This is a genomic window from Escherichia sp. E4702 (assembly GCF_963883545.1).
GTDB lineage: Bacteria > Pseudomonadota > Gammaproteobacteria > Enterobacterales > Enterobacteriaceae > Escherichia.
Genome location: NZ_CAWORF010000008.1, coordinates 43961 through 70160, shown reverse-complemented (window position 1 = coordinate 70160; position 26200 = coordinate 43961). Strand labels below are relative to the sequence as shown.

26 protein-coding genes are annotated in these 26200 nt (G+C 53.1%); 9 read left to right on the top strand and 17 right to left on the bottom strand.

The window, feature by feature from the left end; translation table 11 throughout:
• Nucleotides 1–14 precede the first annotated feature (14 nt).
• The 9 genes from iscX to trmJ all read right to left on the bottom strand — a co-directional run bounded on the left by iscX (nucleotide 15) and on the right by trmJ (nucleotide 6623).
• Nucleotides 15–215, bottom strand: a complete 201-nt coding sequence (gene iscX, locus AACU94_RS03555; protein WP_000523616.1) for a Fe-S cluster assembly protein IscX — start codon at nucleotides 213–215, stop codon at nucleotides 15–17.
• A gap of 11 nt (nucleotides 216–226) precedes the next feature.
• A complete protein-coding gene (gene fdx / locus AACU94_RS03550; RefSeq protein ID WP_001124471.1) occupies nucleotides 227–562 on the bottom strand; it encodes an ISC system 2Fe-2S type ferredoxin in 336 nt (111 codons plus the stop codon).
• 1 nt (nucleotide 563) lies between these two features.
• On the bottom strand, nucleotides 564–2414 hold the full coding sequence (hscA, locus tag AACU94_RS03545; RefSeq protein WP_135488943.1) for a Fe-S protein assembly chaperone HscA: 1851 nt from the start codon (nucleotides 2412–2414) through the stop codon (nucleotides 564–566).
• Between the two features lie 16 nt (nucleotides 2415–2430).
• Nucleotides 2431–2946, bottom strand: coding sequence for a co-chaperone HscB (gene hscB / locus AACU94_RS03540; protein ID WP_000384413.1), 516 nt, complete (start codon nucleotides 2944–2946; stop codon nucleotides 2431–2433).
• Nucleotides 2947–3041: 95 nt separating this feature from the next.
• Complete coding sequence (gene iscA / locus AACU94_RS03535; protein WP_000028953.1) at nucleotides 3042–3365, bottom strand: iron-sulfur cluster assembly protein IscA; 324 nt, start codon at nucleotides 3363–3365, stop codon at nucleotides 3042–3044.
• A gap of 16 nt (nucleotides 3366–3381) precedes the next feature.
• Nucleotides 3382–3768, bottom strand: coding sequence for a Fe-S cluster assembly scaffold IscU (gene iscU, locus AACU94_RS03530; RefSeq protein ID WP_000331707.1), 387 nt, complete (start codon nucleotides 3766–3768; stop codon nucleotides 3382–3384).
• Nucleotides 3769–3795: 27 nt separating this feature from the next.
• The gene (gene iscS / locus AACU94_RS03525; RefSeq protein WP_001295373.1) at nucleotides 3796–5010 is read right to left on the bottom strand and encodes a cysteine desulfurase; all 1215 of its coding nucleotides are present in this window, start codon (nucleotides 5008–5010) and stop codon (nucleotides 3796–3798) included.
• 115 nt (nucleotides 5011–5125) lie between these two features.
• Nucleotides 5126–5614 (bottom strand): Fe-S cluster assembly transcriptional regulator IscR, encoded by a 489-nt coding sequence (iscR, locus tag AACU94_RS03520; RefSeq protein WP_001241354.1) that lies wholly within the window; start codon nucleotides 5612–5614, stop codon nucleotides 5126–5128.
• 268 nt (nucleotides 5615–5882) lie between these two features.
• On the bottom strand, nucleotides 5883–6623 hold the full coding sequence (gene trmJ / locus AACU94_RS03515; RefSeq protein ID WP_000940019.1) for a tRNA (cytosine(32)/uridine(32)-2'-O)-methyltransferase TrmJ: 741 nt from the start codon (nucleotides 6621–6623) through the stop codon (nucleotides 5883–5885).
• 118 nt (nucleotides 6624–6741) lie between these two features.
• Between trmJ and suhB the strand changes: the two genes are divergently transcribed.
• The 3 genes from suhB to csiE all read left to right on the top strand — a co-directional run bounded on the left by suhB (nucleotide 6742) and on the right by csiE (nucleotide 10015).
• Nucleotides 6742–7545: an inositol-1-monophosphatase gene (gene suhB, locus AACU94_RS03510; protein WP_000553451.1), complete on the top strand. Its 804-nt coding sequence runs from the start codon at nucleotides 6742–6744 to the stop codon at nucleotides 7543–7545.
• Nucleotides 7546–7689: 144 nt separating this feature from the next.
• Nucleotides 7690–8544 (top strand): alpha/beta hydrolase, encoded by an 855-nt coding sequence (locus tag AACU94_RS03505; RefSeq protein WP_135404522.1) that lies wholly within the window; start codon nucleotides 7690–7692, stop codon nucleotides 8542–8544.
• 190 nt (nucleotides 8545–8734) lie between these two features.
• Nucleotides 8735–10015 (top strand): stationary phase inducible protein CsiE, encoded by a 1281-nt coding sequence (gene csiE / locus AACU94_RS03500; RefSeq protein WP_130214629.1) that lies wholly within the window; start codon nucleotides 8735–8737, stop codon nucleotides 10013–10015.
• Here csiE and AACU94_RS03495 read toward each other — a convergent pair.
• Nucleotides 10007–11146, bottom strand: a complete 1140-nt coding sequence (locus tag AACU94_RS03495; protein WP_135488942.1) for a 3-phenylpropionate MFS transporter — start codon at nucleotides 11144–11146, stop codon at nucleotides 10007–10009. The genes csiE and AACU94_RS03495 overlap by 9 nt on opposite strands.
• Nucleotides 11147–11305: 159 nt before the next feature.
• Nucleotides 11306–12196, bottom strand: a complete 891-nt coding sequence (gene hcaR, locus AACU94_RS03490; protein WP_130214633.1) for a DNA-binding transcriptional regulator HcaR — start codon at nucleotides 12194–12196, stop codon at nucleotides 11306–11308.
• A 135-nt stretch (nucleotides 12197–12331) separates the two neighbouring features.
• On the opposite strand from hcaR, the gene hcaE reads away from it, so the two are divergent.
• The 6 genes from hcaE to AACU94_RS03460 all read left to right on the top strand — a co-directional run bounded on the left by hcaE (nucleotide 12332) and on the right by AACU94_RS03460 (nucleotide 17068).
• Nucleotides 12332–13693: a 3-phenylpropionate/cinnamic acid dioxygenase subunit alpha gene (gene hcaE, locus AACU94_RS03485; RefSeq protein ID WP_130258868.1), complete on the top strand. Its 1362-nt coding sequence runs from the start codon at nucleotides 12332–12334 to the stop codon at nucleotides 13691–13693.
• Complete coding sequence (gene hcaF, locus AACU94_RS03480) at nucleotides 13690–14208, top strand: 3-phenylpropionate/cinnamic acid dioxygenase subunit beta (protein ID WP_135488941.1); 519 nt, start codon at nucleotides 13690–13692, stop codon at nucleotides 14206–14208. The genes hcaE and hcaF overlap by 4 nt, the downstream gene beginning before the upstream one ends.
• Entirely contained in the window at nucleotides 14208–14528 is a 321-nt protein-coding gene (locus tag AACU94_RS03475) for a bifunctional 3-phenylpropionate/cinnamic acid dioxygenase ferredoxin subunit (RefSeq protein WP_130214639.1), read from the top strand. The genes hcaF and AACU94_RS03475 overlap by 1 nt, the downstream gene beginning before the upstream one ends.
• Nucleotides 14525–15337, top strand: a complete 813-nt coding sequence (hcaB, locus tag AACU94_RS03470; RefSeq protein WP_135488940.1) for a 3-phenylpropionate-dihydrodiol/cinnamic acid-dihydrodiol dehydrogenase — start codon at nucleotides 14525–14527, stop codon at nucleotides 15335–15337. The genes AACU94_RS03475 and hcaB overlap by 4 nt, the downstream gene beginning before the upstream one ends.
• Nucleotides 15338–15346: 9 nt before the next feature.
• The gene (hcaD, locus tag AACU94_RS03465) at nucleotides 15347–16549 is read left to right on the top strand and encodes a phenylpropionate dioxygenase ferredoxin reductase subunit (RefSeq protein ID WP_135488939.1); all 1203 of its coding nucleotides are present in this window, start codon (nucleotides 15347–15349) and stop codon (nucleotides 16547–16549) included.
• 96 nt (nucleotides 16550–16645) lie between these two features.
• Nucleotides 16646–17068 (top strand): DoxX family protein, encoded by a 423-nt coding sequence (locus AACU94_RS03460; RefSeq protein WP_001087245.1) that lies wholly within the window; start codon nucleotides 16646–16648, stop codon nucleotides 17066–17068.
• A gap of 148 nt (nucleotides 17069–17216) precedes the next feature.
• Here the strand turns inward: AACU94_RS03460 and AACU94_RS03455 are convergent, their stop codons facing one another.
• From AACU94_RS03455 to AACU94_RS03430, 6 genes are all read right to left on the bottom strand, one after another.
• Nucleotides 17217–18089, bottom strand: a complete 873-nt coding sequence (locus AACU94_RS03455) for an aldose 1-epimerase (RefSeq protein WP_130214645.1) — start codon at nucleotides 18087–18089, stop codon at nucleotides 17217–17219.
• Nucleotides 18090–18100: 11 nt separating this feature from the next.
• The gene (locus AACU94_RS03450; RefSeq protein ID WP_167850754.1) at nucleotides 18101–19195 is read right to left on the bottom strand and encodes a zinc-dependent alcohol dehydrogenase family protein; all 1095 of its coding nucleotides are present in this window, start codon (nucleotides 19193–19195) and stop codon (nucleotides 18101–18103) included.
• A gap of 32 nt (nucleotides 19196–19227) precedes the next feature.
• The gene (locus AACU94_RS03445; RefSeq protein ID WP_135488938.1) at nucleotides 19228–20226 is read right to left on the bottom strand and encodes an ABC transporter permease; all 999 of its coding nucleotides are present in this window, start codon (nucleotides 20224–20226) and stop codon (nucleotides 19228–19230) included.
• A 24-nt stretch (nucleotides 20227–20250) separates the two neighbouring features.
• Nucleotides 20251–21762, bottom strand: coding sequence for a sugar ABC transporter ATP-binding protein (locus AACU94_RS03440; RefSeq protein WP_130214647.1), 1512 nt, complete (start codon nucleotides 21760–21762; stop codon nucleotides 20251–20253).
• Between the two features lie 22 nt (nucleotides 21763–21784).
• Nucleotides 21785–22768, bottom strand: a complete 984-nt coding sequence (locus AACU94_RS03435) for a substrate-binding domain-containing protein (protein WP_105268353.1) — start codon at nucleotides 22766–22768, stop codon at nucleotides 21785–21787.
• A gap of 96 nt (nucleotides 22769–22864) precedes the next feature.
• Nucleotides 22865–26146, bottom strand: coding sequence for a DUF5107 domain-containing protein (locus tag AACU94_RS03430; RefSeq protein WP_135488937.1), 3282 nt, complete (start codon nucleotides 26144–26146; stop codon nucleotides 22865–22867).
• Nucleotides 26147–26200 lie beyond the last annotated feature (54 nt).

Sequence of the window (26200 nt, the reverse complement as noted above, 5' to 3'; positions counted from 1 at the left end):
GGCAGCCCGTTTATTCATTCGGCTTCGTCCAGCCAGACTAACAAAATCGCTTCGAGGATTTTCTCGTTGGATGCCTGCGGATCGTCGTCGAAATCTTCCAGATCGCAAATCCACTGATGCATATCGGTGAATCGAACCGTTTTCGGATCAAGATCGGGATACGCATCGTACAGTGCTTCGCCAATTTCGCGGCTATCGGTCCACTTAAGTCCCATACTAACCTCTGTTAATGCTCACGCGCATGGTTGATAGTGTAACGCGGGATTTCGACTACTAAATCTTCGTCGGTGACGCGCGCCTGGCAGCTTAAACGGCTTTCCGGCTCCAGTCCCCAGGCTTTGTCCAGCATGTCGTCTTCCTGCTCTGAGCTTTCCGGCAGTGAGTCAAAACCTTCACGAACGATGCAGTGGCAGGTGGTGCAAGCACAGGATTTTTCACAGGCGTGTTCAATCTCGATACCGTTACGCAGCGCAACGTCGAGAATGGTTTCACCGCTATTCGCTTCCAGAACAGCGCCATCAGGGCAGAGATCCTGATGAGGCAAAATAACAATCTTTGGCATATTAAACCTCGTCCACGGAATGGCCTTTCAGCGCACGACGAACCGACTGGTCCATGCGGCGAGCGGCGAAATCCTGGGTTTGTTTGTCTACGTTTTTAATCGCTTGTTCGATGGCGTCAACATCATCGCCCTGCGCCACTTCACTCAGGTGAGCGGCAGCATCGTCAATAACCTGACGCTCTGCGGCACTTAACAGCGCGGCATCAGCAGCCAGCGCGCCATGCAAACTTTCCAGCACACGCGCCGCTTCTACTTTTTGTTCTGCCAGCATACGGGCTTTTACGTCCTGCTCGGCATAGCTCATTGAGTCTTTGATCATCGAGGCGATTTCGCTGTCGGTCAGGCCATAAGAAGGTTTGACCTGAATAGACGCCTCAACGCCGGAGGATTTCTCCATCGCCGTCACGCTCAAAAGACCGTCGGCATCGACCTGGAACGTCACGCGAATATGCGCCCCGCCAGCCGGTAGCGCCGGAATACCACGCAGCGCAAAACGCGCCAGCGAGCGGCAGTCCTGCACCAGTTCGCGCTCACCCTGCATCACATGGATAGACATCGCCGTCTGACCATCTTTAAAGGTGGTGAAATCCTGGGCGCGGGCCACCGGAATCGTGGTATTACGCGGAATCACTTTCTCCACCAGGCCGCCCATGGTTTCGAGGCCCAGCGACAGTGGGATCACATCAAGCAGCAGCATTTCGCTGTCCGGCTTGTTACCCACCAGAATATCCGCCTGAATTGCTGCACCAATGGCGACGACTTTATCCGGGTCGATGGAGGTCAGCGGCGGACGACCGAAAAACTCGCCCACCCGTTCACGCACCAGCGGCACGCGAGTAGAACCGCCAACCATCACCACTTCCAGCACTTCGGAAGCCTCTACGCCAGCATCTTTCAGCGCACGACGACAAGCCAGTAAGGTTCGTTTTACCAGTGGCGCGATCAGTTCATTGAATTGTTCACGGCTGATTTCGCCCTGCCAGCCCGCAACATTCACAGTCACGGAGTCCGCATCGCTCAGCGCGATTTTGGCCGCAATGGCGGCATCCAGCAGTTCACGCTGAACGCGGTTATCGCTACGATCAGGAATGCCCGCCTGCTCGCGAATGTAATCCGCCAGCAGATGGTCGAAATCATCGCCGCCGAGCGCGGAATCACCGCCGGTCGCCAACACTTCAAACACGCCGCGACTTAAGCGCAGAATGGAAATATCAAACGTCCCGCCGCCGAGGTCATAAACAGCGATCACGCCTTCCTGACCGGAATCCAGCCCGTAGGCGATAGCCGCAGCGGTCGGTTCGTTAAGTAAGCGCAGGACGTGAAGGCCCGCCAGACGCGCCGCGTCTTTGGTGCCCTGACGCTGGGCATCGTCAAAGTACGCCGGAACGGTGATAACGACACCATCCAGCTCGCCTGCCAGGGCTTCAGTTGCCCGCGCCGCCAGTGCTTTGAGGATGTCCGCCGAAACGCGCACCGGGTTCAGCAGCCCCGCCGCCGTTTCAATCATCGGCAGGCCGTTTTCGCTGGCCTGGAATTGATAAGGCAGATGCGGATAGCGTTGCTGGATATCAGCCAGCGAGCGCCCCATCAGGCGTTTAACAGAACTAATGGTGTTGGCGGTGTCAAGCGCTGCGTTAGTACGCGCGTCATAACCCACCGAATGCCCTTGCTGTTGATAGTGAACAACAGACGGCAGCAGGTGACGGCCTTCATGGTCGGCTAACGTTTCGGCCTGACCGCTGCGCACTGTCGCCACCAGCGAGTTGGTTGTGCCCAGGTCAATACCGGCCGCCAGACGACGCTGATGCGGCGCAGCACTCAAACCAGGTTCACTAATTTGTAATAAGGCCATGTTTAGCTTCCAGAAATTAAAAATCGAGCAGTTTTTCTTCGAGTTGTTCGGCACTGCTTCGCAGTTTATCGAGAAAACGCAGCTTACGCACGGTATCCGCCGCCGCGTCCCACGTCTCGTTGTCTAACTGTTCAACCATCAACTGATGGCGGGTATCAAACATCTTTTTCACACGTTTGATAAAGCTTTCCAGCCGCGCTTCATCTTTCGCCTGTTCGATCTCGTCCAGTTCTTCGCGCAGCTCCAGCTGTTCCATCAGGAACGCGGTGTCGCGCACAGTATGCTGCTCGCTGGCGAGATCAAAACCGTGCAAAGAAAGCAAATATTCCGCGCGCATTAACGGATGACGCAGCGTTTGCCAGGCCTGGTTAATGGTTGCAGATTGCTGTACGGCGGCGAGTTGTTCCGCCTGGCTTCCGCTGGCGAATTTATCAGGATGATACTGACGTTGTAGATCCTGAAAACGCAGGCTCAGTGCCTGGGTATCGAGTTGATAACGGGCAGGCAAGCCAAAGAGGGTGAAGTAATCCATAACATTCTCAGGGCTGCGATCCGCCGCGATAACGGCGAATCAGGTAAAACAAACCCCACGCGCAGGCGACCACGGTGGGGTTATCGGTATGCGCATCAAACGTGGAAGCTTTCGCCGCAACCACACTCATCTTTGACGTTCGGGTTGGTGAATTTAAACCCTTCGTTCAGGCCTTCTTTTACGAAGTCCAGCTGCGTACCGTCCAGAAATTGCAGGCTTTTGCCATCGACCACGACTTTCACGCCTTTGTCTTCAAACACGATGTCTTCCGGCGTCGGTTCGTCAACAAATTCCAGTACATAAGCCATACCTGAACATCCGGAGGTTCTCACGCCCAGACGCAGGCCAAACCCTTTGCCGCGGTTAGCCAGAAAGGTATTTACTCGCGCTGCTGCACTGTCGCTCAGTGTAATCGACATAACCAAACCTCAACTCTTATTTTGCTTCACGTTTGCTTTTATAGTCCGCAATGGCGGCTTTGATCGCGTCTTCTGCCAGAATAGAACAGTGAATTTTCACCGGCGGCAGTTCAAGTTCTTCAGCAATATCGGTGTTTTTGATCGCCTGCGCTTCGTCGAGAGACTTCCCTTTCACCCATTCGGTGACCAGGGAGCTGGAAGCGATAGCAGAACCGCAGCCGTAAGTTTTAAAACGCGCGTCTTCAATGATACCTTCATCGTTGACTTTAATCTGCAACTTCATCACGTCGCCACAGGCCGGCGCACCCACCATGCCGCTGCCGACGTTCTCGTCGTTGTTGTCAAAGGAACCCACGTTACGCGGATTCTCGTAATGGTCGATAACTTTTTCGCTGTAAGCCATTATAAATTCTCCTGATTCCGATACCGATTAATGATGAGCCCATTCGATGCTGTTCAGATCCACGCCCTGCTTGTACATTTCCCACAGCGGAGAAAGGTCACGCAGACGACCGATGGATTTACGAACTAACTCGATGGTGTAGTCGATCTCTTCTTCAGTAGTAAAACGACCTAAAGAGAAACGGATAGAGCTATGTGCCAGCTCGTCGTTCAGCCCCAGCGCGCGCAGCACGTAGGACGGTTCGAGGCTTGCTGACGTACAGGCGGAACCTGAAGAAACTGCGAGGTCTTTCAGCGCCATAATCAGCGACTCACCTTCAACGTAGTTGAAGCTGACGTTGAGAATGTTCGGCGCACCGTGTTCCAGGTCACCGTTCAGGTAAACTTCTTCGATATCTTTGATGCCGTTCCACAGACGGTTACGCAGGCCGCGCAGACGTTCCATCTCGGTCGCCATCTCTTCTTTTGCGATGCGATAGGCTTCGCCCATACCGACGATCTGGTGAACAGGCAGAGTGCCGGAACGCATACCGCGCTCGTGACCGCCGCCGTGCATTTGCGCTTCGATGCGTACGCGTGGTTTACGACGCACATACAGCGCACCGATACCTTTCGGGCCATAAATTTTGTGGCCGGAGAAAGACATCAGGTCAACTTTCAACTGGCTCAGATCGATAGGCAGTTTGCCCACGCTCTGGGTTGCATCAACGTGATAGATAATGCCACGAGCACGGCACATTTCGCCGATAGCCGCGATATCCTGCACCACGCCGATTTCGTTATTCACGTGCATGATAGAAACAAGGATGGTGTCGTCACGCATCGCTGCTTCAAGTTCTTTCAGGTCGATAATGCCGTTACGCTGCGGTGCCAGGTAGGTGACTTCAAAACCTTCGCGCTCCAGCTGACGGCAAGTATCCAGTACCGCTTTGTGTTCGGTTTTGCTGGTGATGATGTGCTTGCCTTTTTTCTGATAAAAGTTGGCTGCACCTTTGATCGCCAGGTTGTCAGATTCGGTTGCACCAGAGGTAAAGACGATTTCACGCGGGTCAGCGCCGACCAGATCGGCAATCTGATTACGGGCGATATCTACCGCTTCTTCAGCCTGCCAGCCGAAACGGTGAGAACGGGAGGCCGGGTTACCAAAGGTTCCGTCCATCGTCATAAACTGCATCATTTTCTCGGCAACACGCGGGTCCACCGGCGTGGTTGCGGAGTAGTCGAGATAAATCGGTAATTTCATTGCTCTATAAACTCCGTACATCACTCAATGCAAGGAACCAGGCTACCGGCTGGATGTACGACCGTGTTTACGGAGCGCGATACGCCCCGGCCTGATTCTGAATACTTTTTATCTTTTATGCGCGCAACTTAACATCAATTGCATCGTTACGATTGCTGCGTGGCGCGTCGTGAGTATGCTGACGACCAGACACATCCAACACTTCCTGGTTATTAACCAGTTCGCCTAAAGTAATGTTGTTGAGAAAACCGGTGAGACGGTCGCTCAAATCACGCCACAGCGCGTGGGTCAGGCATTTATCCCCGCCCTGGCAGCCGCCTTTACCCTGACAACGGGTGGCATCTACAGATTCGTCAACGGCGCTAATCACTTCGCCAACGGCGATGCTGCTGGCATCTTTGCCTAACAGATAACCACCGCCTGGTCCGCGTACGCTGGAAACCAGACCATTTTTACGCAGACGGGAAAACAGTTGTTCCAGATAAGAAAGGGAAATTCCCTGTCGTTCGGAAATATCAGCCAACGGTACCGGGCCTGCTTCGGAGTTGAGCGCAACGTCAAGCATTGCGGTCACGGCATAGCGCCCTTTAGATGTCAGTCTCATGTCTTACTTCACCTCAAACTCGCCCCTGCCCGGGGTTTTTATTGTAAAAGTGGGGGTATTGCATAGCAGGGTCAAGTCTGACATTCCCGAGTAATTTGGTCAACTATTTACTTGACTGATTTAGTCAGGTATTTAACCTTCAGTGCCATTTTTTATCGTGGCGTTTGTACCTGTTGTCGGATGCGGCGTGAACGCCTTATCCGACCCACGATTGCGTGCACTTCCAGGCCTGATAAGACGCGATAAGCGTCGCATCAGGCAATCACTGTTATTCGGCCTTATTACCTTTATTTTGCTGTTCAATAGAAGCCAGAATCCCGCGCAGGATATTCAACTCCTGGCTTTCCGGGCGCGCACGGGTAAACAGACGACGCAGTTTATTCATCACCTGCCCCGGATGGTTTTCACGGATAAAACCGGTTGCCAGCAACGTTTGTTCGAGATGGCCATAAAAACGCTCCAGATCATCGACCAGCGGATACGGCGTCTCTTCATGCTCAACCTGCTCGCCGTTTTCCTGAGTTGCCAGCCAGGCCATGCGCACTTCATAGGCAATAACCTGAACCGCCATCGCCAGGTTCAGCGAGCTGTATTCCGGGTTAGCGGCAATCGCGACATGATAATGGCACTTCTGCAACTCTTCATTGGTCAGGCCGACACGTTCGCGACCAAAAACCAGCGCCACCGGGGTATTTGCCGCTTCAGCGACGCTTTTCAGACCGCATTCGCGCGGGTCGAGCATCGGCCACGGCAACGTGCGAGAACGTGCACTGGTGCCAACCACCAGGCTACAACCGGCTAATGCTTCGTCGAGCGTATCGACGATGTGAGCATTACCAATCACATCGCTGGCGCCTGCCGCCAGGGCAATCGCCTGGGAGTCGGGTTTCACCAGTGGATTAACCAGCCACAGATTGGTTAATCCCATTGTTTTCATGGCACGGGCAACAGAACCCATATTGCCGGTGTGTGACGTCTCCACCAGCACAATTCGAATATTTTGCAGCATTGTCTTTCTTCGTCTAAAGATTATTCGCGCATCTTAACATAAAACGAAGACAGATGCCGATCTCGCTGCTATACTCTGCGCCGTTTTCCCGTTCTTTAACATCCAGTGAGAGAGACCGATGCATCCGATGCTGAACATCGCCGTGCGCGCAGCGCGCAAGGCGGGTAATTTAATTGCCAAAAACTATGAAACCCCGGACGCTGTAGAAGCGAGCCAGAAAGGCAGTAACGATTTCGTGACCAACGTAGATAAAGCTGCCGAAGCGGTGATTATCGACACGATTCGTAAATCTTACCCACAGCACACCATCATCACCGAAGAAAGCGGTGAACTTGAAGGTACTGATCAGGATGTTCAATGGGTTATCGATCCACTGGATGGCACTACCAACTTTATCAAACGTCTGCCGCACTTCGCGGTATCTATCGCTGTTCGTATCAAAGGCCGCACCGAAGTTGCTGTGGTTTACGATCCTATGCGTAACGAACTGTTCACCGCCACTCGCGGTCAGGGCGCACAGCTGAACGGCTACCGTCTGCGCGGCAGCACCGCTCGCGATCTCGACGGTACTATTCTGGCGACCGGCTTCCCGTTCAAAGCAAAACAGTACGCCACCACCTACATCAACATCGTCGGCAAACTGTTCAACGAATGTGCAGACTTCCGTCGTACCGGTTCTGCGGCGCTGGATCTGGCTTACGTTGCTGCGGGCCGTGTTGACGGTTTCTTTGAAATCGGTCTGCGCCCGTGGGATTTCGCGGCAGGCGAGCTGCTGGTTCGTGAAGCGGGCGGCATCGTCAGCGACTTCACCGGTGGTCATAACTATATGCTGACCGGTAACATCGTTGCTGGTAACCCGCGCGTTGTTAAAGCCATGCTGGCGAACATGCGTGACGAGTTAAGCGACGCTCTGAAGCGTTAATGACTCAGGCGGGTGATATCACTCACCCGCCCTCGCCTTTCAGGCGCTATTCCGAAATACTTCCTCACCGCTTTACTTTCTTTCGTCACTCTCCCACCATCTTTCCCCGATTAATGGATGATAAAGAAGTCGCAAGGAAAGGTTATGGCGCTGCCAGTGAACAAACGCGTTCTCAAAATTCTGTTTATTCTCTTTGTTGTTGCCTTCTGCGTTTATTTAGTGCCGCGCGTTGCCATCAACTTCTTCTATTATCCTGACGATAAAATTTACGGTCCCGACCCCTGGTCGGCGGAATCCGTCGAATTTACGGCTAAGGACGGTACTCGTCTGCAAGGCTGGTTTATTCCTTCTTCGACGGGCCCCGCTGACAACGCCATCGCAACCATCATTCATGCTCATGGCAATGCCGGGAATATGTCCGCCCACTGGCCGCTGGTCAGTTGGTTACCAGAACATAATTTCAATGTTTTTATGTTTGATTATCGCGGGTTTGGTAAATCTAAAGGCACGCCATCACAAGCCGGATTACTGGACGATACGCAAAGTGCCATTAATGTGGTACGCCATCGTAGCGATGTAAACCCCAAGCGGCTGGTGCTGTTCGGGCAGAGTATTGGCGGGGCGAATATTCTGGATGTTATTGGTCAGGGTGATCGTGAAGGCATACGTGCGGTGATCCTCGACTCCACATTTGCCTCTTATTCGACCATCGCCAACCAGATGATACCCGGCAGCGGCTACTTACTTGATGAGAGTTACAGCGGCGAAAATTACATCGCCAGCGTCAGTCCTATCCCGCTTTTACTGATTCACGGCAAAGCTGATCATGTTATTCCATGGCAGCATAGCGAGAAATTATTTGCCCTGGCGAAAGAGCCAAAACGCCTGATTTTGATCCCCGATGGCGAACATCTTGATGCCTTTTCCGATCGTCACGGAGACGTTTATCGCGAGCAGATGGTGGACTTTATCCTTAGCGCATTGAATCCACAGAATTAACCTTATGGTCGAAACCAGATAAAACAGCAAGAAATCACCTTATGGGATGGCATTAAACTGCCAAAAAGTGTTTATATCGATAAAAATTCTGTGATGTTTGTCATCATTTCTGATTAATAGCATTCCATTCACCGTATCCCTAAGCAAACTTTAGCTATTCTTATAAATTATGCTTATGGGAGATCTACAGATGATACCTACACTTGCCCCACCATCTGTACTTTCAGCTCCCCAGCGCCGTTGCCAGGTATTGCTGACGCTGTTCCAGCCGGGGTTGAGCGCCACCACGGCAACTTTCAGCGAGATTAATGGTGTGGATGATGAAATGGTGGGTCGCGATATCAGCGAAACAGGACGGGAGATCCAGCGCTATCATCAACTCACCATTACAACTGGATATGACGGGAGCTACCGGATTGAAGGTACAATACTTAACCAACGCTTATGTTTATTTCATTGGCTACGACGCGCTTTTCGCCTTTGTCCATCATTTATCAGCAGCCATTTTACGCCCGCGTTAAAGGGGGAGCTAAAGCGTCGGGGGATTGCTCGTAATTTTTATGACGACACCAATCTACTGGCGTTAGTTAATCTCTGCTCGCGAAGGCTGCAAAAACGCTTTGACGCGCGTGATGTTCATTTCCTGTGTTTGTATCTGCAATATTGCTTATTGCAACACCATGCCGGAATCTCGCCCCTGTTTAACCCGCTGCAACGTCACTGGTTGGAATCTTGCATTGAATTTCAGGTTGCACAAGAAATTGGCCGCCACTGGCAACGGCGGGCGCGTCAACCAGTCCCCACTGATGAGCCACTATTTATGGCATTGCTTTTTTCCCTGTTGCGGGTTCCCGATCCACTGCGAGACACCCATCAGCATGGCAAACAGTTGCGCCTGTCAATTAACCGTCTGGTACAGCATTTTCGGCAGTTGAGTAACGTCCATTTCTATGATGAACAGGGGTTGTGCTATCAGCTTTATACTCACCTCGCCCAGGCGTTAAACCGCTGTTTGTTTTCTATCGGCATTGATAACACTTTACCGGAAGAGTTCCGTCGACTTTATCCACGGCTCGTCCACACCACCCGCGAAGCGCTGGTCGGGTTTGAAAATGAGTACAACGTCAGTCTTTCCGATGAAGAAAGTTGTCTGGTGGCAGTGATTTTCGGCGCATGGCTGATGCAGGCAAATGAAATTCACGAAAAACAGATTATTTTGCTGACGGGCAATGACAGCGAACGAGAAGCGAATATTGAGCTGCAATTGCGTGAGCTAACGATACTGCCGCTCAATATTAAACACATGTCTGTGAAGACATTTTTGCAGATTGGCGCGCCGCGCAACACCGCGCTTATTATTGCGCCTTATACCATGCCACTACCGCTTTTTTCACCACCGCTGATTTATACGGATCTGACCCTGACGGCACATCAACAGGAACAGATCCGCAAAATACTTGAATCAGCATGAGGGAACGACTTTCGGGCGCAAAAACATTGCCGGAAACGCCACCAATGCCATCACCCAGAACACGCCATGCCCCAGATATTGATACAGGAAACCGGCGAAGACGGTCATGATGGCGATACTGCCGCCCATCGCGACGGCAGAATAAACTGCCTGCAAGCGGATAACCTCACTTCCCTGACGAGCGGCAATGTAGCGCATGGCCGCCAGGTGGCACACGGTAAAGGTGCCGCAATGCAAAATTTGCACCATAATCAACCACGGTAGCTCAGTGGTTGCCCCCATAATTCCCCAACGCAATACCCCACATACTGCCGAGATCAGCAACATATCACGGGCGCTACAACGGCGGAAAAGCTTATTACTCAGCGCAAAGATAATGACTTCCGCCACCACGCCCAGCGACCACAAATAGCCCACCGCCGAAGCCGAGTAGCCAGCTGCCTGCCAGTAAATGGCGCTAAAACCGTAATAGGCCGCATGCGCCCCCTGCAATAAACAAACGCAGGCCAGAAAACGCCAGTTCTGGCGGACCAGCGCCAACCACGCTGGCCACCCCGTGCTCTCCTGCTGACGGCTTGCCCCTTGTGGCTGAATCGTCGGACGGATAAGAAAGCCGAGCAGCATGGATGCCACGCCCAACGTCAACAGCGCGAGGATCACCCGATAATCAAACATAGTGACCAGTTTGCCCGTCAGCGCCGAGCCAATGACAAACGCCACCGAGCCCCAAAGTCGCACTTTGCCATAATCAAGCGGGAACTGCTTTTGCCACGTATTCGCCAGTGCATCGGTCAACGGTACCAGCGGTGAGAAAAAGAGGTTAAAACCAACCATCACCACCATCAACCACGCCACGTGCGCACCCGCCCAGAAGGCGATGGCAAAGAGTAGCGTCAGCAACGCCAGCACACGCAGCGCAGAAATCAGGCGAGAAGGATCGCTGACGCGAGGCGCAATTATCAAACTACCGAGAAAACGGGCAACCAGCCCGGCCCCCAACAACAGGCCGATGGTTTCTGGCGTTAAGCCAATTCCCTTAAGCCAGACGCTCCAGAAAGGTAGAAAAATACCGTAGCTAAAAAAGTATGTGAAATAACCGAGCGCCAACCAGCGCGTGGATTGCAAAACCATGAGTCCCTCCCGTCAGGAGGCGTTAGTCTGGAGTTAATCGAATGTTGGTGCAAGTTGAAAAATAAGAAAATTCGAGTCCGCTTCCCGCCGATTGTCATGCATATCAGGAAATGACAAAAAGATGCGACCTGCGACGTATCTTGCAAAAATAATGCGTAATTATGCCGTTACGCTTGCCAAACGTTCCTGCACAATGGCGATGAAATCACGTAACGCCGGTTTCATCCCCCCTTTCTTCCACGCCATCAGTAAAGCAATGGAAGGCACATTTCCGGCAATTGGCCGAAAAACAACCTGCCCGGTATTAAAATTATTCATATAACCGGGTATCAAAGTGACGCCCAACCCCATCCCCACCAGATTCATGGTCACCAGAATATTAGTTGCCACCTGCACAATATTTGGCTGGCTGTTTTCTTGCGCAAACCAGGTTTTAACAATCGGTGCAAGCGAGCCGGAATACGCCGGATCGGTACTGACGAAATTAACGCCATTAAGCTGCGCGGCGGTAATCTCTTTTTCTTGTGCTAAAGGATGATCAACCGGCAAAACCACCACTAATGGTTCGTCAAAAAGTTCCAGATAATCAATCTCCGGGCTATAAACAGGATGGCGCATTAAGCCGACGTCCAGTTCACCACGGCGAATTTTTTCTTCCTGTTCCGTGGTAATTAAACTCACCAGCTCAATCAAGGTTTCTGGCTGCTTCAGTCGGAACATGGGCAATACTTTTGGCAGTAAATTCACTTCCGCCGATGGCACAAAACCGATAGTCAAATGCTTATCTTCCTGAACAATTTTCCGCGCCCGTTGTTTGGCATTTTCCGCTTGTTCGAGAATCGCCTGCGCGTCCTGGAGAAAACATTCTCCCGCCGCCGTCAACGCGACTTTGCGCTTATCCCTCACCAGTAACGGAACACCGACACAGTTTTCGAGATCGCGGATCTGGCTGCTTAACGAAGGTTGTGATGTATGCAGTTTTTCCGCCGCACGAGTGAAGTTCAGCGCCTGAGCTACTGCGACGAAATAGCGTAAATGCCGTAGTTCCATCACCTTCCCCTTGTTATCGAAAAAACGTCTCAGTTGGTAGAAATTAACTATTTCACACATTAGCAACCAACCTGCAACATCCTTATGGCACAAAAATAGAAGGTCAATACATCTTATCTTTCAGGATTAAAAAATATGACCACACCCTCAGATTTGAACATTTACCAACTGATTGACACCCAAAATGGTCGGGTCACTCCGCGTATTTATACCGACCCGGACATTTACCAACTGGAGCTTGAGCGCATTTTCGGTCGTTGCTGGCTATTTCTCGCCCACGAAAGCCAGATCCCAAAACCTGGTGATTTCTTTAACACCTACATGGGGGAAGATGCGGTTGTCGTGGTGCGCCAGAAAGACGGCAGCATTAAGGCGTTTCTCAACCAGTGCCGCCACCGGGCCATGCGCGTGAGCTATGCCGATTGCGGCAATACTCGCGCCTTCACCTGCCCATATCACGGCTGGTCTTACGGCATTAACGGCGAATTGATCGACGTACCGCTGGAACCTCGCGCCTACCCACAAGGTCTGTGTAAATCCCACTGGGGATTAAACGAAGTTCCCTGCGTAGAAAGTTATAAGGGGTTGATTTTTGGCAACTGGGACACCACTGCACCGGGCCTGCGTGATTATCTTGGTGACATTGCCTGGTATCTGGATGGCATGCTGGATCGTCGCGAAGGCGGCACCGAAATTGTCGGCGGTGTACAGAAATGGGTGATCAACTGCAACTGGAAATTCCCGGCGGAGCAATTCGCCAGTGACCAGTATCACGCTCTGTTCAGCCACGCTTCTGCCGTTCAGGTATTAGGAGCAAAAGATGATGGCAGTGATAAACGCCTCGGCGATGGACAAACCGCTCGCCCGGTATGGGAAACCGCTAAAGATGCCCTGCAATTTGGTCAGGACGGTCACGGCAGCGGTTTCTTCTTTACTGAAAAACCGGATGCTAATGTCTGGGTTGATGGCGCAGTTTCAAGCTATTACCGCGAAACCTATGCCGAAGCAGAACAACGTTTAGGTGAAGTTCGCGCCCTGCGCCTGGCAGGTCATAACAACATCTTCCCGACACTTTCCTGGCTCAACGGCACTGCCACGCTCCGCGTCTGGCATCCGCGCGGCCCCGACCAGGTAGAAGTGTGGGCGTTCTGTATCACCGACAAAGCCGCCTCCGATGAAGTTAAAGCCGCTTTTGAAAACAGCGCCACCCGCGCTTTTGGTCCGGCTGGTTTTCTCGAGCAGGATGACTCGGAGAACTGGTGTGAAATCCAGAAACTGCTGAAAGGCCACCGCGCTCGCAACAGCAAACTGTGTCTGGAGATGGGGCTCGGTCAGGAAAAACGTCGCGACGACGGCATTCCAGGCATTACTAACTATATCTTCTCAGAAACGGCCGCACGTGGAATGTACCAACGCTGGGCCGATCTCCTGAGCAGCGAAAGCTGGCAGGACGTGCTCGATAAAACCGCCGCTTACCAGCAGGAGGTGATGAAATGAGTGCCTTAGTTTCGCTGGAGTTACATCACCGTATCAGTCAGTTTCTCTTTCACGAAGCCAGTTTACTGGATGACTGGAAATTTCGTGACTGGCTGGCGCAGCTCGACGAAGAGATTCGTTACACCATGCGCACCACAGTTAACGCGCAAACACGCGACCGCCGCAAAGGCGTCCAGCCGCCGACAACCTGGATTTTTAATGACACCAAAGACCAGCTGGAGCGACGAATCGCCCGTCTGGAAACGGGCATGGCCTGGGCGGAAGAACCGCCGTCACGCACCCGCCACTTAATCAGCAACTGCCAAATAAGCGAAACCGACATACCAAACGTATTTGCCGTGCGGGTGAATTATTTGCTCTACCGGGCTCAAAAAGAGCGCGATGAAACGTTCTATGTTGGAACGCGTTTCGACAAAGTTCGCTGTCTGGAAGACGGGAACTGGCGCTTGCTGGAACGGGATATCGTCCTGGATCAAGCGGTCATCTCCTCCCATAACCTGAGTGTACTGTTCTGATGAATCGAATTTATGCGTGTCCCGTTGCGGATGTGCCGGAGGGTGAGGCTCTCCGGATCGATACCTCGCCCGTCATCGCCCTGTTCAACGTTGGCGGCGAGTTTTATGCCATTAACGATCGTTGCAGCCATGGTAATGCGTCGATGTCAGAAGGGTATCTGGAAGATGACGCAACGGTGGAATGCCCACTGCACGCCGCCAGTTTTTGCCTGAAAACGGGGAAAGCGTTATGTCTGCCCGCCACCGATCCGCTAACCACTTATCCAGTACACGTTGAAGGTGGTGACATCTTCATCGACTTACCGGGGGCGCAGCCATGAGCGATCTGCATAACGAATCCATTTTTATTACCGGCGGCGGCTCGGGATTAGGCCTGGCGCTGGTCGAGCGATTTATCGAGGAAGGCGCGCAGGTTGCCACGCTGGAACTGTCGGCGGCAAAAGTCGCCAGTCTGCGTCAGCGATTTGGCGAACATATTCTGGCGGTGGAAGGTAACGTGACCTGTTATGCCGATTATCAACGCGCGGTCGATCAGATCCTGACCCGTTCCGGCAAGCTGGATTGTTTTATCGGCAATGCGGGCATCTGGGATCACAATGCCTCACTGGTTAATACTCCGGCGGAGGCACTGGAAACCGGCTTCCATGAACTGTTTAACGTCAACGTACTCGGTTATCTGCTGGGCGCAAAAGTCTGCGCTCCGGCGTTAATCGCCAGTGAAGGCAGCATGATTTTCACACTGTCAAATGCTGCCTGGTATCCTGGCGGCGGTGGCCCGCTGTACACCGCCAGTAAACATGCCGCAACCGGGCTTATTCGCCAACTGGCTTATGAACTGGCACCGAAAGTACGGGTGAATGGCGTCGGCCCGTGTGGTATGGCCAGCGACCTGCGCGGCCCACAGGCGTTGGGGCAAAGTGAAACATCGATAATGCAGTCTCTGACGCCGGAGAAAATTGCCGCCATTTTACCGCTGCAATTTTTCCCGCAACCGGCGGATTTTACGGGGCCGTATGTGATGTTGGCATCGCGGCGCAATAATCGTGCATTAAGTGGGGTGATGATCAACGCCGATGCCGGTTTAGCCATTCGCGGAATTCGCCACGTAGCGGCTGGGCTGGATCTTTAAGGACGTGCAATGAAAGAAAAAACGATCATTATTGTCGGTGGCGGGCAAACGGCGGCAATATCTGCGGCCTCGCTACGCCAGCAAGGATTCACTGGTGAGCTGCACCTGTTTTCCAATGAGCAACATCTTCCTTATGAACGACCACCGCTCTCGAAAACCATGTTACTGGAGGATTCCCCGCACTTGCAGCCCGTGTTACCCGCTATCTGGTGGCAGGAAAACAACGTTCATCTGCATTCTGGCGTAACCATCAAAACATTGGGACGCGACACACGGCAGTTAGTGTTAGCCAACGGCGAAAGCTGGCACTGGGATCAGCTTTTTATAGCAACCGGCGCGGCAGCCCGACCACTGCCGTTACTTGATGCACTGGGAGAACGCTGCTTTACCCTGCGCCATGCCGGTGATGCCGCCAGACTACGGGAAGCACTACAAGCTGAACGGTCAGTAGTGATTGTCGGTGCCGGAACTATTGGTCTGGAACTGGCTGCCAGCGCCACGCAGCGCGGTTGTAAGGTGACAGTGATTGAACTGGCAGCAACCGTCATGGGCCGCAATGCGCCGCCGCCCGTGCAACGCTATCTTTTGCAGCGCCATCAGCAGGCTGGCGTGCGCGTCTTGCTCAACAATGCCATTGAGCATGTGGTCGATGGTGAGAAAGTAGAGCTGACGTTGCAAAGCGGCGAAATGCTTCAGGCCGATGTAGTGATTTACGGTATTGGTATCAGCGCCAACGACCGCCTGGCACGTGAGGCCAACCTTGATACGGTAAATGGTATTGTCATTGACGAGGCTTGCCGCACCAGCGATCCAGCCATTTTTGCCGGTGGCGATGTGGCAATCACTCGTCTTGATAATGGTCTGCTGCACCGCTGCGAAAGCTGGGAAAACGCCAATAACCAGGCGCAAATTGCCGCAGCCGCAATGCTGGGGCTACCGCTTCCGCTACTGCCGCCACCGTGGTTCTGGAGCGATCAGTACAGTGATAACTTACAGTTTATTGGCAATATGCGTGGCGATGACTGGATTTGTCGTGGCAACCCGGAAGCCCAGAAAGCGATTTGGTTTAATCTGCAAAGCGGTGTGCTTATCGGCGCGGTAACGCTGAATCAGGGACGTGAGATTCGCTCAATCCGCAAATGGATCCAGAGCGGTAAAACGTTTGATGCGAAACGGCTGACAGATGAGAACATCGCGCTTAAATCACTGTAACCAGGATAATTAGCGAATATCTCAACGCCTGGGGCGTGGCGAGGTGCAAGAGTGTGTATTACGTTTAAATCACATTATCTTGCAAAGGGATTGGTTATGAACTCACTACGTTATTTTGATTTTGGTGCTGCCCGCCCCGTTTTGTTATTAATTGCCCGTATCGCCGTCATCTTAATTTTCATTATTTTTGGTTTTCCCAAAATGATGGGCTTTGACGGAACGGTACAATATATGGCCTCGCTGGGCGCACCGATGCCGATGCTGGCGGCAGTTATTGCGGTGATTATGGAAGTACCCGCCGCGATATTAATCATACTTGGCTTTTTCACCCGTCCGCTGGCGGTGCTGTTTATTTTCTACACGCTGGGAACGGCGGTGATTGGTCATCATTACTGGGATATGACTGGCGATGCGGTTGGGCCAAATATGATTAATTTCTGGAAGAATATCAGCATTGCTGGCGCATTCCTGCTGCTGGCAATTACCGGGCCGGGGGCTATTTCTCTCGATCGGCGTTAGGAAAGATGCCGGATGCGGCGTGAACGCCTTATCCTGCCGACCGTTCCAACACCAATTGTAGGCCTGATAAGACGCCATAAGCGTCGCATCAGGCATCGTGTGCCGAGTGCCGGATGCGGCGTGAACGCCTTATCCGGCATTTTATAAATTACAGCCACTCTACCCGCAACGACATCTCAGAGGTTGTTGATTCCCCCGGCGCAAGCGCAATGAGGTCACCCCCTTCCGGGCGATGATGGTCATCCGGCGCATGGCTCATCGGCTCCAGACAGAAGAAATCAAACGCATACCCTTTATCAAACGCGGGATCGGAGACAAAGATGAAATAGCACGGCGCAGGCGGCGTCGTTTCCATGATGACGGCGTAACCCTCCTGCGGCTGCTCGATGCGGGCCTGACCATTCCATCCGGCAAAACCATTGTTCACCCACTGGCGCGGCAACGGCGCGTGCTGGTTGAAATCCAGTTCCTGCGGTAGCTGCTCGCAAAACTCACCCGCCAGCCACTGCTCCCGCTCCAGCCAGTAACCGCTCGCCTGTGCCTGAATCCGCGTTTGCGGCGACAACGGAAAATAAGGATGCCAGCCGGTACCAAATGGCAGCGTCTCTGCCCCTTGATTGGTGACAGCGAGCGTCACCGTCAGCGTATCCGCCGTTAAATGAAACGCCTGACTTACCCGATAGTGATAGACACCGCTGCGATGTTCATACACCAGACACAAACTATCATCGCTGTGCGAGACACATTGCCACTCGCCCAACCAGCCATCGCCGTGTAGATAGTGCGCATCCCACTCAACATTCGGTTGCAGTTGATACTCACGCCCCTGCCAGACAAAACGGTTGCCGCTCACCCGGTTTGCAAATGGCACCAGCGGAAAACAAGAGGCATCGGTTGCCACTCCGCTTTTTTTACCAGGACGTAAGAGCGGCGTCGTATCGCGCCAGAAGCCTTCGATTACGCCGCCCTGGTCAGAAACGTCCAGCTTTAGCGGTCCGTGAGATAAGGTATAGATGGTCATCCGCTAACTCCTTAATCCGGGAAGTTAATCACAACTTTCCCGCATTTGCCGCTCGCCATCAGCGCATAGGCATCACCTGCCTGTTCCAGCGTGAAGCGATGGGTAATGGCGTTACGCGGCCACAGTTTCCAGTCAGTCAAATCGTGGGCGCATTTTTCCATATGGAACAGACTGGTCACCCAGGAGCCGATAATCCGCCGTTGATGGTGCATCAGATCGGCGCTAACCTCGAACTCCACTTTTCCGGTTTCTCCGATGTAAACCACCCGTCCCCAGTCAGCAGTGGATTGCAGTGCCAGCAAGCGACCTGCAGCATTACCGGAACAATCGAGCGCAACATCCGCGCCGCCGTGAGTGAGTTCAGCGATTATCTGCGGCAAGCCCTCGGTCGTCGCTAAATAACCGTGATCCATCACCCCTAACTGCTTCGCCATCGCCAGACGTTCCGGCAACATATCAACGCCGATGATCCGTTTTGCACCGCGACCTTTCGCCAGCATCATCGCCATCATGCCGACCGGTCCCAGACCGACCACCAGCACGTTATCGCTGCCGGAGACTTCGCCGCGCAAAATCCCTTCATAGGCCGTGCCAACGCCGCAACTGATAAACGCACCATCTTCGTAGCTCAGCACATCCGGCAGGAGGATCAGATCTTTTTCTTCCGCCAGCAGATATTCGGCATGACCACCGTCACGCTGCCAGCCGTAAGCCGCTTTTCCTTTGCCAGTACAAGAAATAGGAAAACCGCGACGGCAGTTCGGGCAAAAACCACAGCCAGAAATGTGATACACCAGCACGCGATCACCCTCTTTAAAATGGCGACAGCCTTGCCCCATCGCCACAATTTGCCCGCACGGCTCATGACCGTTGATAAAGCCCTGGTATAACGGTTTATCGGGCGCCGCCGCCGTGGCGCGGTGTTGATGGTAGATATAGTGGACATCGCTTCCGCAAATCCCGGAGGATTTCATTTTGATCAGTACCTGGTTAATCCCCGGCGTCGGCACCGCAACTTCCCGCAGATCGACGGTCGAATTTCCTGGTAAATAAGCTGCCAGCATCGTTTTCATAAATCCCTCATTAACAATACGATTAATTTTCATCCCTGCCGCACCCGCGCCAGGGGCGTTAAGGTTTAGCGTTTCGCTTTACTGCTTCGCTGGGTCAGCAAGATATTCGCCAGCACCGCCACCACGATAATGACGCCGCGTACCACCTGCTGGAAAAAGGAGTTAATCCCGAGCAATACCAGACCGTTACCGATTAGCGTAATCACCAGCACACCAAGCAATGTACCGAACAGGGAACCGCGACCGCCGGAAAGTGCCGTACCGCCGACCACGACCGCGGCGATGACGTCAAACTCCAGACCGTTTGCCGCACCTGCGTTACCAGAACCGAGGCGCGCCGCCAGCAAAATGCCAGTCACCGCCGCTAATAATCCCGAAAGGGTAAAGATAAGAATGCGCACCCGACGAACGTTGATGCCGCACAACTGCGCCGCCGTAGCATTACCGCCAACGGCAAAAACCGAGCGCCCGAAAGCGGTTTTACGACTGATGAACACAAACAGCGCAAACAACACCATCATGATCAGCGCGGATACCGGCACTCCGAGAAATTGTCCACCCAGCCAGTCCAGTACCTCGTTTTCGTCAATCGGCACTGGCAGGGCGTTAGTCATAAACAGCCCCATTCCGCGCAGGGCGCTCCACAGCCCCAGCGTGGCAACGAAACTTGGCACGTTAAACACACCGCGCAGCACCCCGGCCAGCGTTCCCATCAGCGCGCCTAACAGCAACACCAGCAGACAAGCAATCGCCAGCGGAACTTCAAATTGCAGCAAAAATGCCAGGCACACCGAGACAAAAGCCACCATCGGCCCAACGCTGACATCAATTTCCCCGGAGATAATAATCAGCGTCATCGCCCAGGCGGCGATCCCAATGGTAGCGGCATCGCGCAGCATGTTCATTTGGTTATTCAATGAGATAAAGCCAGGCGCGTTCAGGGAGAAGACCAGATACAAAATGGCAATCACCACCAGCAAACCGATCTCATTAATATGGCGACTGACAAATTGTTTGAGCGAGACGCTCTTGCCCTGCGGCAATGGTAATGACGAAGCAGACATCTTCAGGTTCCTCGGTAAAATTCATCAGTGCACAGACAGAATGGCGGACATCAGCTCATCCACATTGACCGGAGAGTGAAACTCCTGCGAGAACGTACCGTGCTGTAACAACAGAATGCGGTCGCACACCAGCGGTAACTCCTCCACTTCACTGGAGATAAACACCACGCTTTTTCCTTCGGCAGCCAGCTCGCGGACAATACGGTAAATCTGCTGTTTGGCTTCGATATCGACGCCGCGCGTTGGCTCGTCGAGCAACAAAATTTGGCTGGCGGCATAGACCCAACGACCGATCACCACTTTTTGCTGATTGCCGCCGGAAAGCGTGCCGATGGGCGTTTCGCTACTGGCGGCCTTGACCGTCATCCGCTGCATCACCTCTTCGGTCAGGCGGCGGATGGTGGACCATTGCAGTACGCCGTTGGCGCTGATTTTTTGCCGATTGGTCAGCACTGTATTTTCGTCAACGCCCAGCCAGGGAATGATCCCCGCTTCTTTGCGGTTTTCTGGCGTATAGCCAATGCCGCGTTTCAGCATGTCGCCGTAATCGGGGCGCGTGATTTTCTCGCCGTTGATAACAATTTCGCCCTGTTCATACGCTTCCAGCCCAACTATCGCTTTCAGCAATTCACTGCGCCCTGCCCCCAGCAGGCCAGCAATGCCGAGCACTTCGCCACGACGCAGGGAAAAACTGATCTCTGTAAGTTTTGGTCTGTGGCGTAACGCGCGAACTTCCAGTACGGTCTGGTCCGCAATCTCCTGAGCTGCAACCGGTGCAATATCAACGTGATCGCGCCCGAGCATCAACGACACAATATGGCGAGTTGAGGTGTTTTCGAGCATCACATCGCCCGCCACCTGCCCGTCGCGCATGACGGTGGCACAGGAAGCGATACGGCGGATTTCCTCCATCCTGTGGCTGACGTAAATCACCGCCACGCCCAGTGCCGACATTTTTTTCACGGCGCTGATCACCAGTTCAACTTCCGCACTGGCAAGCGAGCTGGTGGGTTCATCAAGGATGACCACGCGCGGCTCGCCCTTCATCACCCGCGCAATTTCCACCAGTTGCTTTTGCGCCGGGCTTAGCGTTGAAACAAGTTGTTCAGGACTAACGTCAACGCCCAGCGCCTGTAAGCAACGTTGGGCATCCTGCGCCATTTGCAGGTAATCAATCATGCCGTTGCGGCGAGGCCATTGACCAAGGCAGAGGTTTTCTGCCACCGTCAGCCCTTCCACCAGACTTAATTCCTGATAAACCGCGCGTACCCCCAGTTCAGCGGCACGGCGAGTCAGCGTAGCTTCGTCACCTTCCAGTCGCGTCTCGCCAATCCAGATATCACCGCTATCCGGACGTTCGCTACCGGTAAGCATTCGAATGAGGGTCGATTTTCCCGCACCGTTTTTTCCTAACAGCGCGCGAACTTCGCCTTTATTGAGCGTGAAGTTAACGTTATCCAGCGCAACGACGCCGGGGTAACGCTTATTTCCTGCCACCACTTTTGCTACCGGGACTGCCTCTGTTGCCGTGAACATAGGGACCTCTGCGAATCAGCTATTAGGGCAGACCATCAACGTGCGTTGCCAGCCACTGTTTACCGTCTTCAGTTTTGGTATAGAGATCGATTGGCACCTGAATCACTTTTTCACCGTCGGCTTGTTTATTGATAACCTTCAATGTTTGCGCGAAAACAGCATTGCCCATTTTCTTACCGGAAATATCCACTACCGCTTTCAGCACCTGGTTGTTTTCCAGCTCCTGAGCAATTTCAGTGGTCATGTCCGAACCGAAAACGGCAATTTTTCCGGCCTGATTTTGATTGCGTACTGCTTTTACCGCACCGAGTGTCGCTCCGCCCGATTCACCCATAATGGCGTTGAGATCTGGCGTGGAGATAATCAGTTTTTCACCGACAGAAATCGCTTTATCTAAAACAGTCCCTTCCTGATTAGCGACAATTTGCGCGCCGGGAACGCGGGCTTTTAATACTTCTTCAAACCCTTTACGTCGTTGCACACAAACTTCAAAGGCTTCGCAATTGATGACGGCAATTTTCGGCTGGTCAATTTTGTTGGCAATAAAATAATCGGCGGCAGCGTTACCCAGTTTTTTACCAAATTCCAGCGGGTCACCAACCAGATATGCCGAGACATATTTATCGACACCCTTTTGATTAATACAGGTGTTGTAGCAAATCACCGGAATACCCGCTTCACTGGCGCGACGAACGGTACGGCTACTGCCATTTTCAGACACTGCCGATAAAATAATGGCATCGACATTACGCGCCACGAGGGTATCTACAAAAGTACTTTCTTTCGAAATATCGCCCTGGGCGTTAGTTTCAATTAACTGTACCTGTACTGAAGAATCTTTTGCCGCATCCTGAACGCCCTGACGCACTCCAGCGTAATATCCCTGGGTATCAAGGTATATTGCACCAATGGTCATTTCTTTATCCGCAGCGTTGGCAAATAGTGCGCTACCTAATAGCGTAGCCATTAATAATAGATTACGGGTTGTTCTCATTTTTTTAGGCATAGTGCCTCCTGTAGGGTTTTTATTTACAACGGCTTATTTTAATTATTTGAGCGTGAGCGGCAGCGCGTGCCGCTCAAATATTACAGTTAATAGGGTTTAGTGAACGCGGTTAAAAATAAAAGGCATCCCGGTGGTGAATAATGCCGCTTTCGGCCAGGCCGGATTAATCGCCGTCAATTCAGCGCGAGCAGATTCATAGTGCGCAATCTCGCCTAGTCCCGCGGCCGCCAGCATCGCCACCATCAGGCATTTTTCTTTATGCTGCTGTTGTAAATCGCCATACAGCGACAACAAGTCAGGTTGCGAGACGGCAAAGAAATCCGCTTCGATACTGGTTTTCGCCATCTCTTGCGCCCACAGTTTCATTTCACTAAACAGTTGCTGTGCGGTGTGTTGTTCGCCCAGCAGTCGCAGCGCCATTCCTTGCCAGAAGAGATAATCAACCGGCTGATCGTTGTAATAACTGTGGATGTTAATTGTGCGATCGCCAGTCGCCGCCAGACGTAAACAACGCGTCGCTTCAGTTTCATCGCCCAGGGCTTTGGCGCATATCGCCTGCCAGAACCAGATGTCGTTGTCAGTTTGCCCCGGTAAACGGCCTTCGCTTAAATTCTCCGGATAATGCAACGCGGCATGAAGCAGTTCGCTGGCCTGCTGCGGCTGTCTGGCATCAAGATGCTGCCAGGCGCGTAACAATTGGTTAAGGATAAACTGACTGGTGACCTTCCCTTCCCCGCCTTCCCACGGGTGGAATTTGCGCGTAGCGAGAATGTCCGCCGCTTTGTCGGCCTGACCTGTGAGATGCCACAAATTGAGCAGTTCTGCGGTCATGTCGTCGCGTTTCAGCGCAATTTCCAGATTATTTTCCAGACGCGCCAGTCGTTTCTCCGGTGTGGCTCCGCTTAACTTATCCAGCAAATCCCGTTCGAAAAGCAGACGTGCATCCTGCGGCGCAAGCTGATAAGCATTATCAAGATAGCGCGCGGCCAGCTCATAATCGTGTTGCTTATTCCACGCATGGATCGCCAGCCCGCGCCAGCCGTCGGCAAACTCCGGTGACATCTCTACGCAACGCTGCCATAAAGTAATGGCTTTGTTGTAGCTACGCTTGTTGTAGTAGAAGCAGGCCAGTAAATGACGGGCAAACCAGCACTCTTCAATACTCTCCAGCGCCGCCACTTCTTCCAGCGTATTCGGGAAACGGACAAACTGCGGGAAGACATCAATGGCTTTTGCGACCAGTTCGCCGCGTTCGGCTTTCGGCAGCAAGCTGGCTTGCAGGTAAAGTGGCAGCGTGCGCTGACAGTCCAGTGCGTTCAGCATCTCTGCCGCCAGGGCGGGCATGCCCCAGTTAATCAGTTGCCCGGCGGTCATCAGGGCGTTAACGTCGCGTCCCTGACACAGACCGCGCCACTGCGCGAGGGCTGATTCGCTACGACCATCGAACCAGTTCAGCCACCACAGAGTGGCGTTCAGCGGATAATCACGCAGCAGTTTCTCGCGCTGCAAACGCGCGTTGTCCTGACGACCACTTAACACCAGCAGCAGGTTATGCAGGCAAAGCACTTCCTGGTTGGTTGGGCAGGCGCGAAGACTTTGTTGGCAAAAATCCAGACCAGCGTCGAAGTTACCATTACGCGCCGCCAGGCGTGCCAGACCATAATAGCCACCCGCTTTACTGTTCCCGCTCCATACCGCCCGCCAGAAATCCTCTTCGGCTTGTTGATATTGTCCCTGACGTTCGTAAGCACTGGCGCGAATCAAACTGGCCTGTCCACACTGCGGGTTTTTGTTCAGTGCATGTGCGCGTTTCAGCGCCTGACTGGCATACGCCACCGCTTGCGGGAAATCTGCGCGGTTATATTCCAGCATCGCCAGCGCCAGGTTACAGCGATAATCCAGCGGGTCCAGCGCCACGCCGCGCAGGTAGTAATCGAACGGTGAACGGCTGGCGTGATGATATTGCTCCAGATGCTGACCGATAAACCAGGCTTCATCTGTACTGGTAATGTCTTGTGCTGCCAGTGGCGCTTTGGCGACGTCCGGCAACGGCAACTCTTGCGGCTGATGTTCCTGATAACTCAGTACGATATTGCCGTCGGCATCGGAGAGTTCAATGGTCAGTCTGTCAGGATTGATACCGTGCAACACGCCCTGGATGGCGGTCGCTGGTGTCAGGGCCACGGCATCATCGAGCAACGCGTTGCATTTGCCAATTTCGCGGATCGCCAGACGGTATCCGTTCAACGGAGAGATGGCATACAGCCCCCACTCAATCCCCCGCTCGCTACGCTGGAGTTTTATCACCGCATCGCGGGAGGCATTTTGCACCATGCCCAGAGAATGATAAGGCAGGAAATACTGCTCGAAACGCTTCTCTTCGTAAGCATCAAGCCAGGTAAAATCGGGCTGGTTATCGGCAAAAATACCGGTCATCAGTTCGATATACGGGCCGTTATTGTCGGTCAGACTCTTATCCCACGCCTGGCCAAATTCACTGTGTCCCCAGCTCCACTGTTTTTTACCTGGCGCAATATGGTGGTTGGCAACGTGCAGCAAACCGCCATCTTCATCGTGACACCACGCACCGACAAAATCGTACTGCGATTTTTCGGCCATATATGAGGTTGGAACAGGCACATTTTTATAGCGAGAAATGTCCACTCCGGCGGAGTAGTCCACTTTATAATAAGTGCCAGTAGCGATAGGGAAAGCTGAAACAGCCCGTTTGCCGTGATCAAACACCGCAGTCACATCCGGCGGGAAAACGCTCTGATGCCCTTCACCCCCTTTCACTGCCGGGTTGGCCCACCACAAGAAATGACGCGGCGTGGCGTTGCCGTTATAGACGCGGCTGGCGATTTCCAGCGCCGCCCGGTCAGGGCGCAGGGTGAAACCTGTCATCACCTGTAAACCATGCATCGGCTCCGTTTCACCGACCCACACCGTCTGTGCGCCGTCGTCATGGGCTTCGAGGGTGAAATCAACGGGCATAAAGGTGGTCGGGCGATGGTGTTGTGGCCAGTTAAACTCAATCCCGCCCGAAATCCACGGCCCCAGCAGCCCCACCAACGCCGGCTTAATGACTTCATTGTGATAGACAAAATCGCGCTGTTTCACTTTATCCCACGCGCGATGCACACGACCGCCCAGTTCCGGCAGGATCATCACTTTGATGTAGTCGTTTTCCAGCCACACCGCCTGCCAGGATTTCAGGGTTTTCTGCTCGCTCAGCGTATCGGTCACGCCATAGGGATAAACCGCGCCGGACGATCCCTGATAAACGCGATTTTCCAGGAACATGGGATGTATATCCTGCGGACCGGTTTCATAGGTCGGGATCTCAACGCGCTCTTGCCACACTTTTACTGGAGTCATGGTGCCCTCAATATTAACAAGACATACTGAATTAAAAGATTTGTGGCAGTGTAT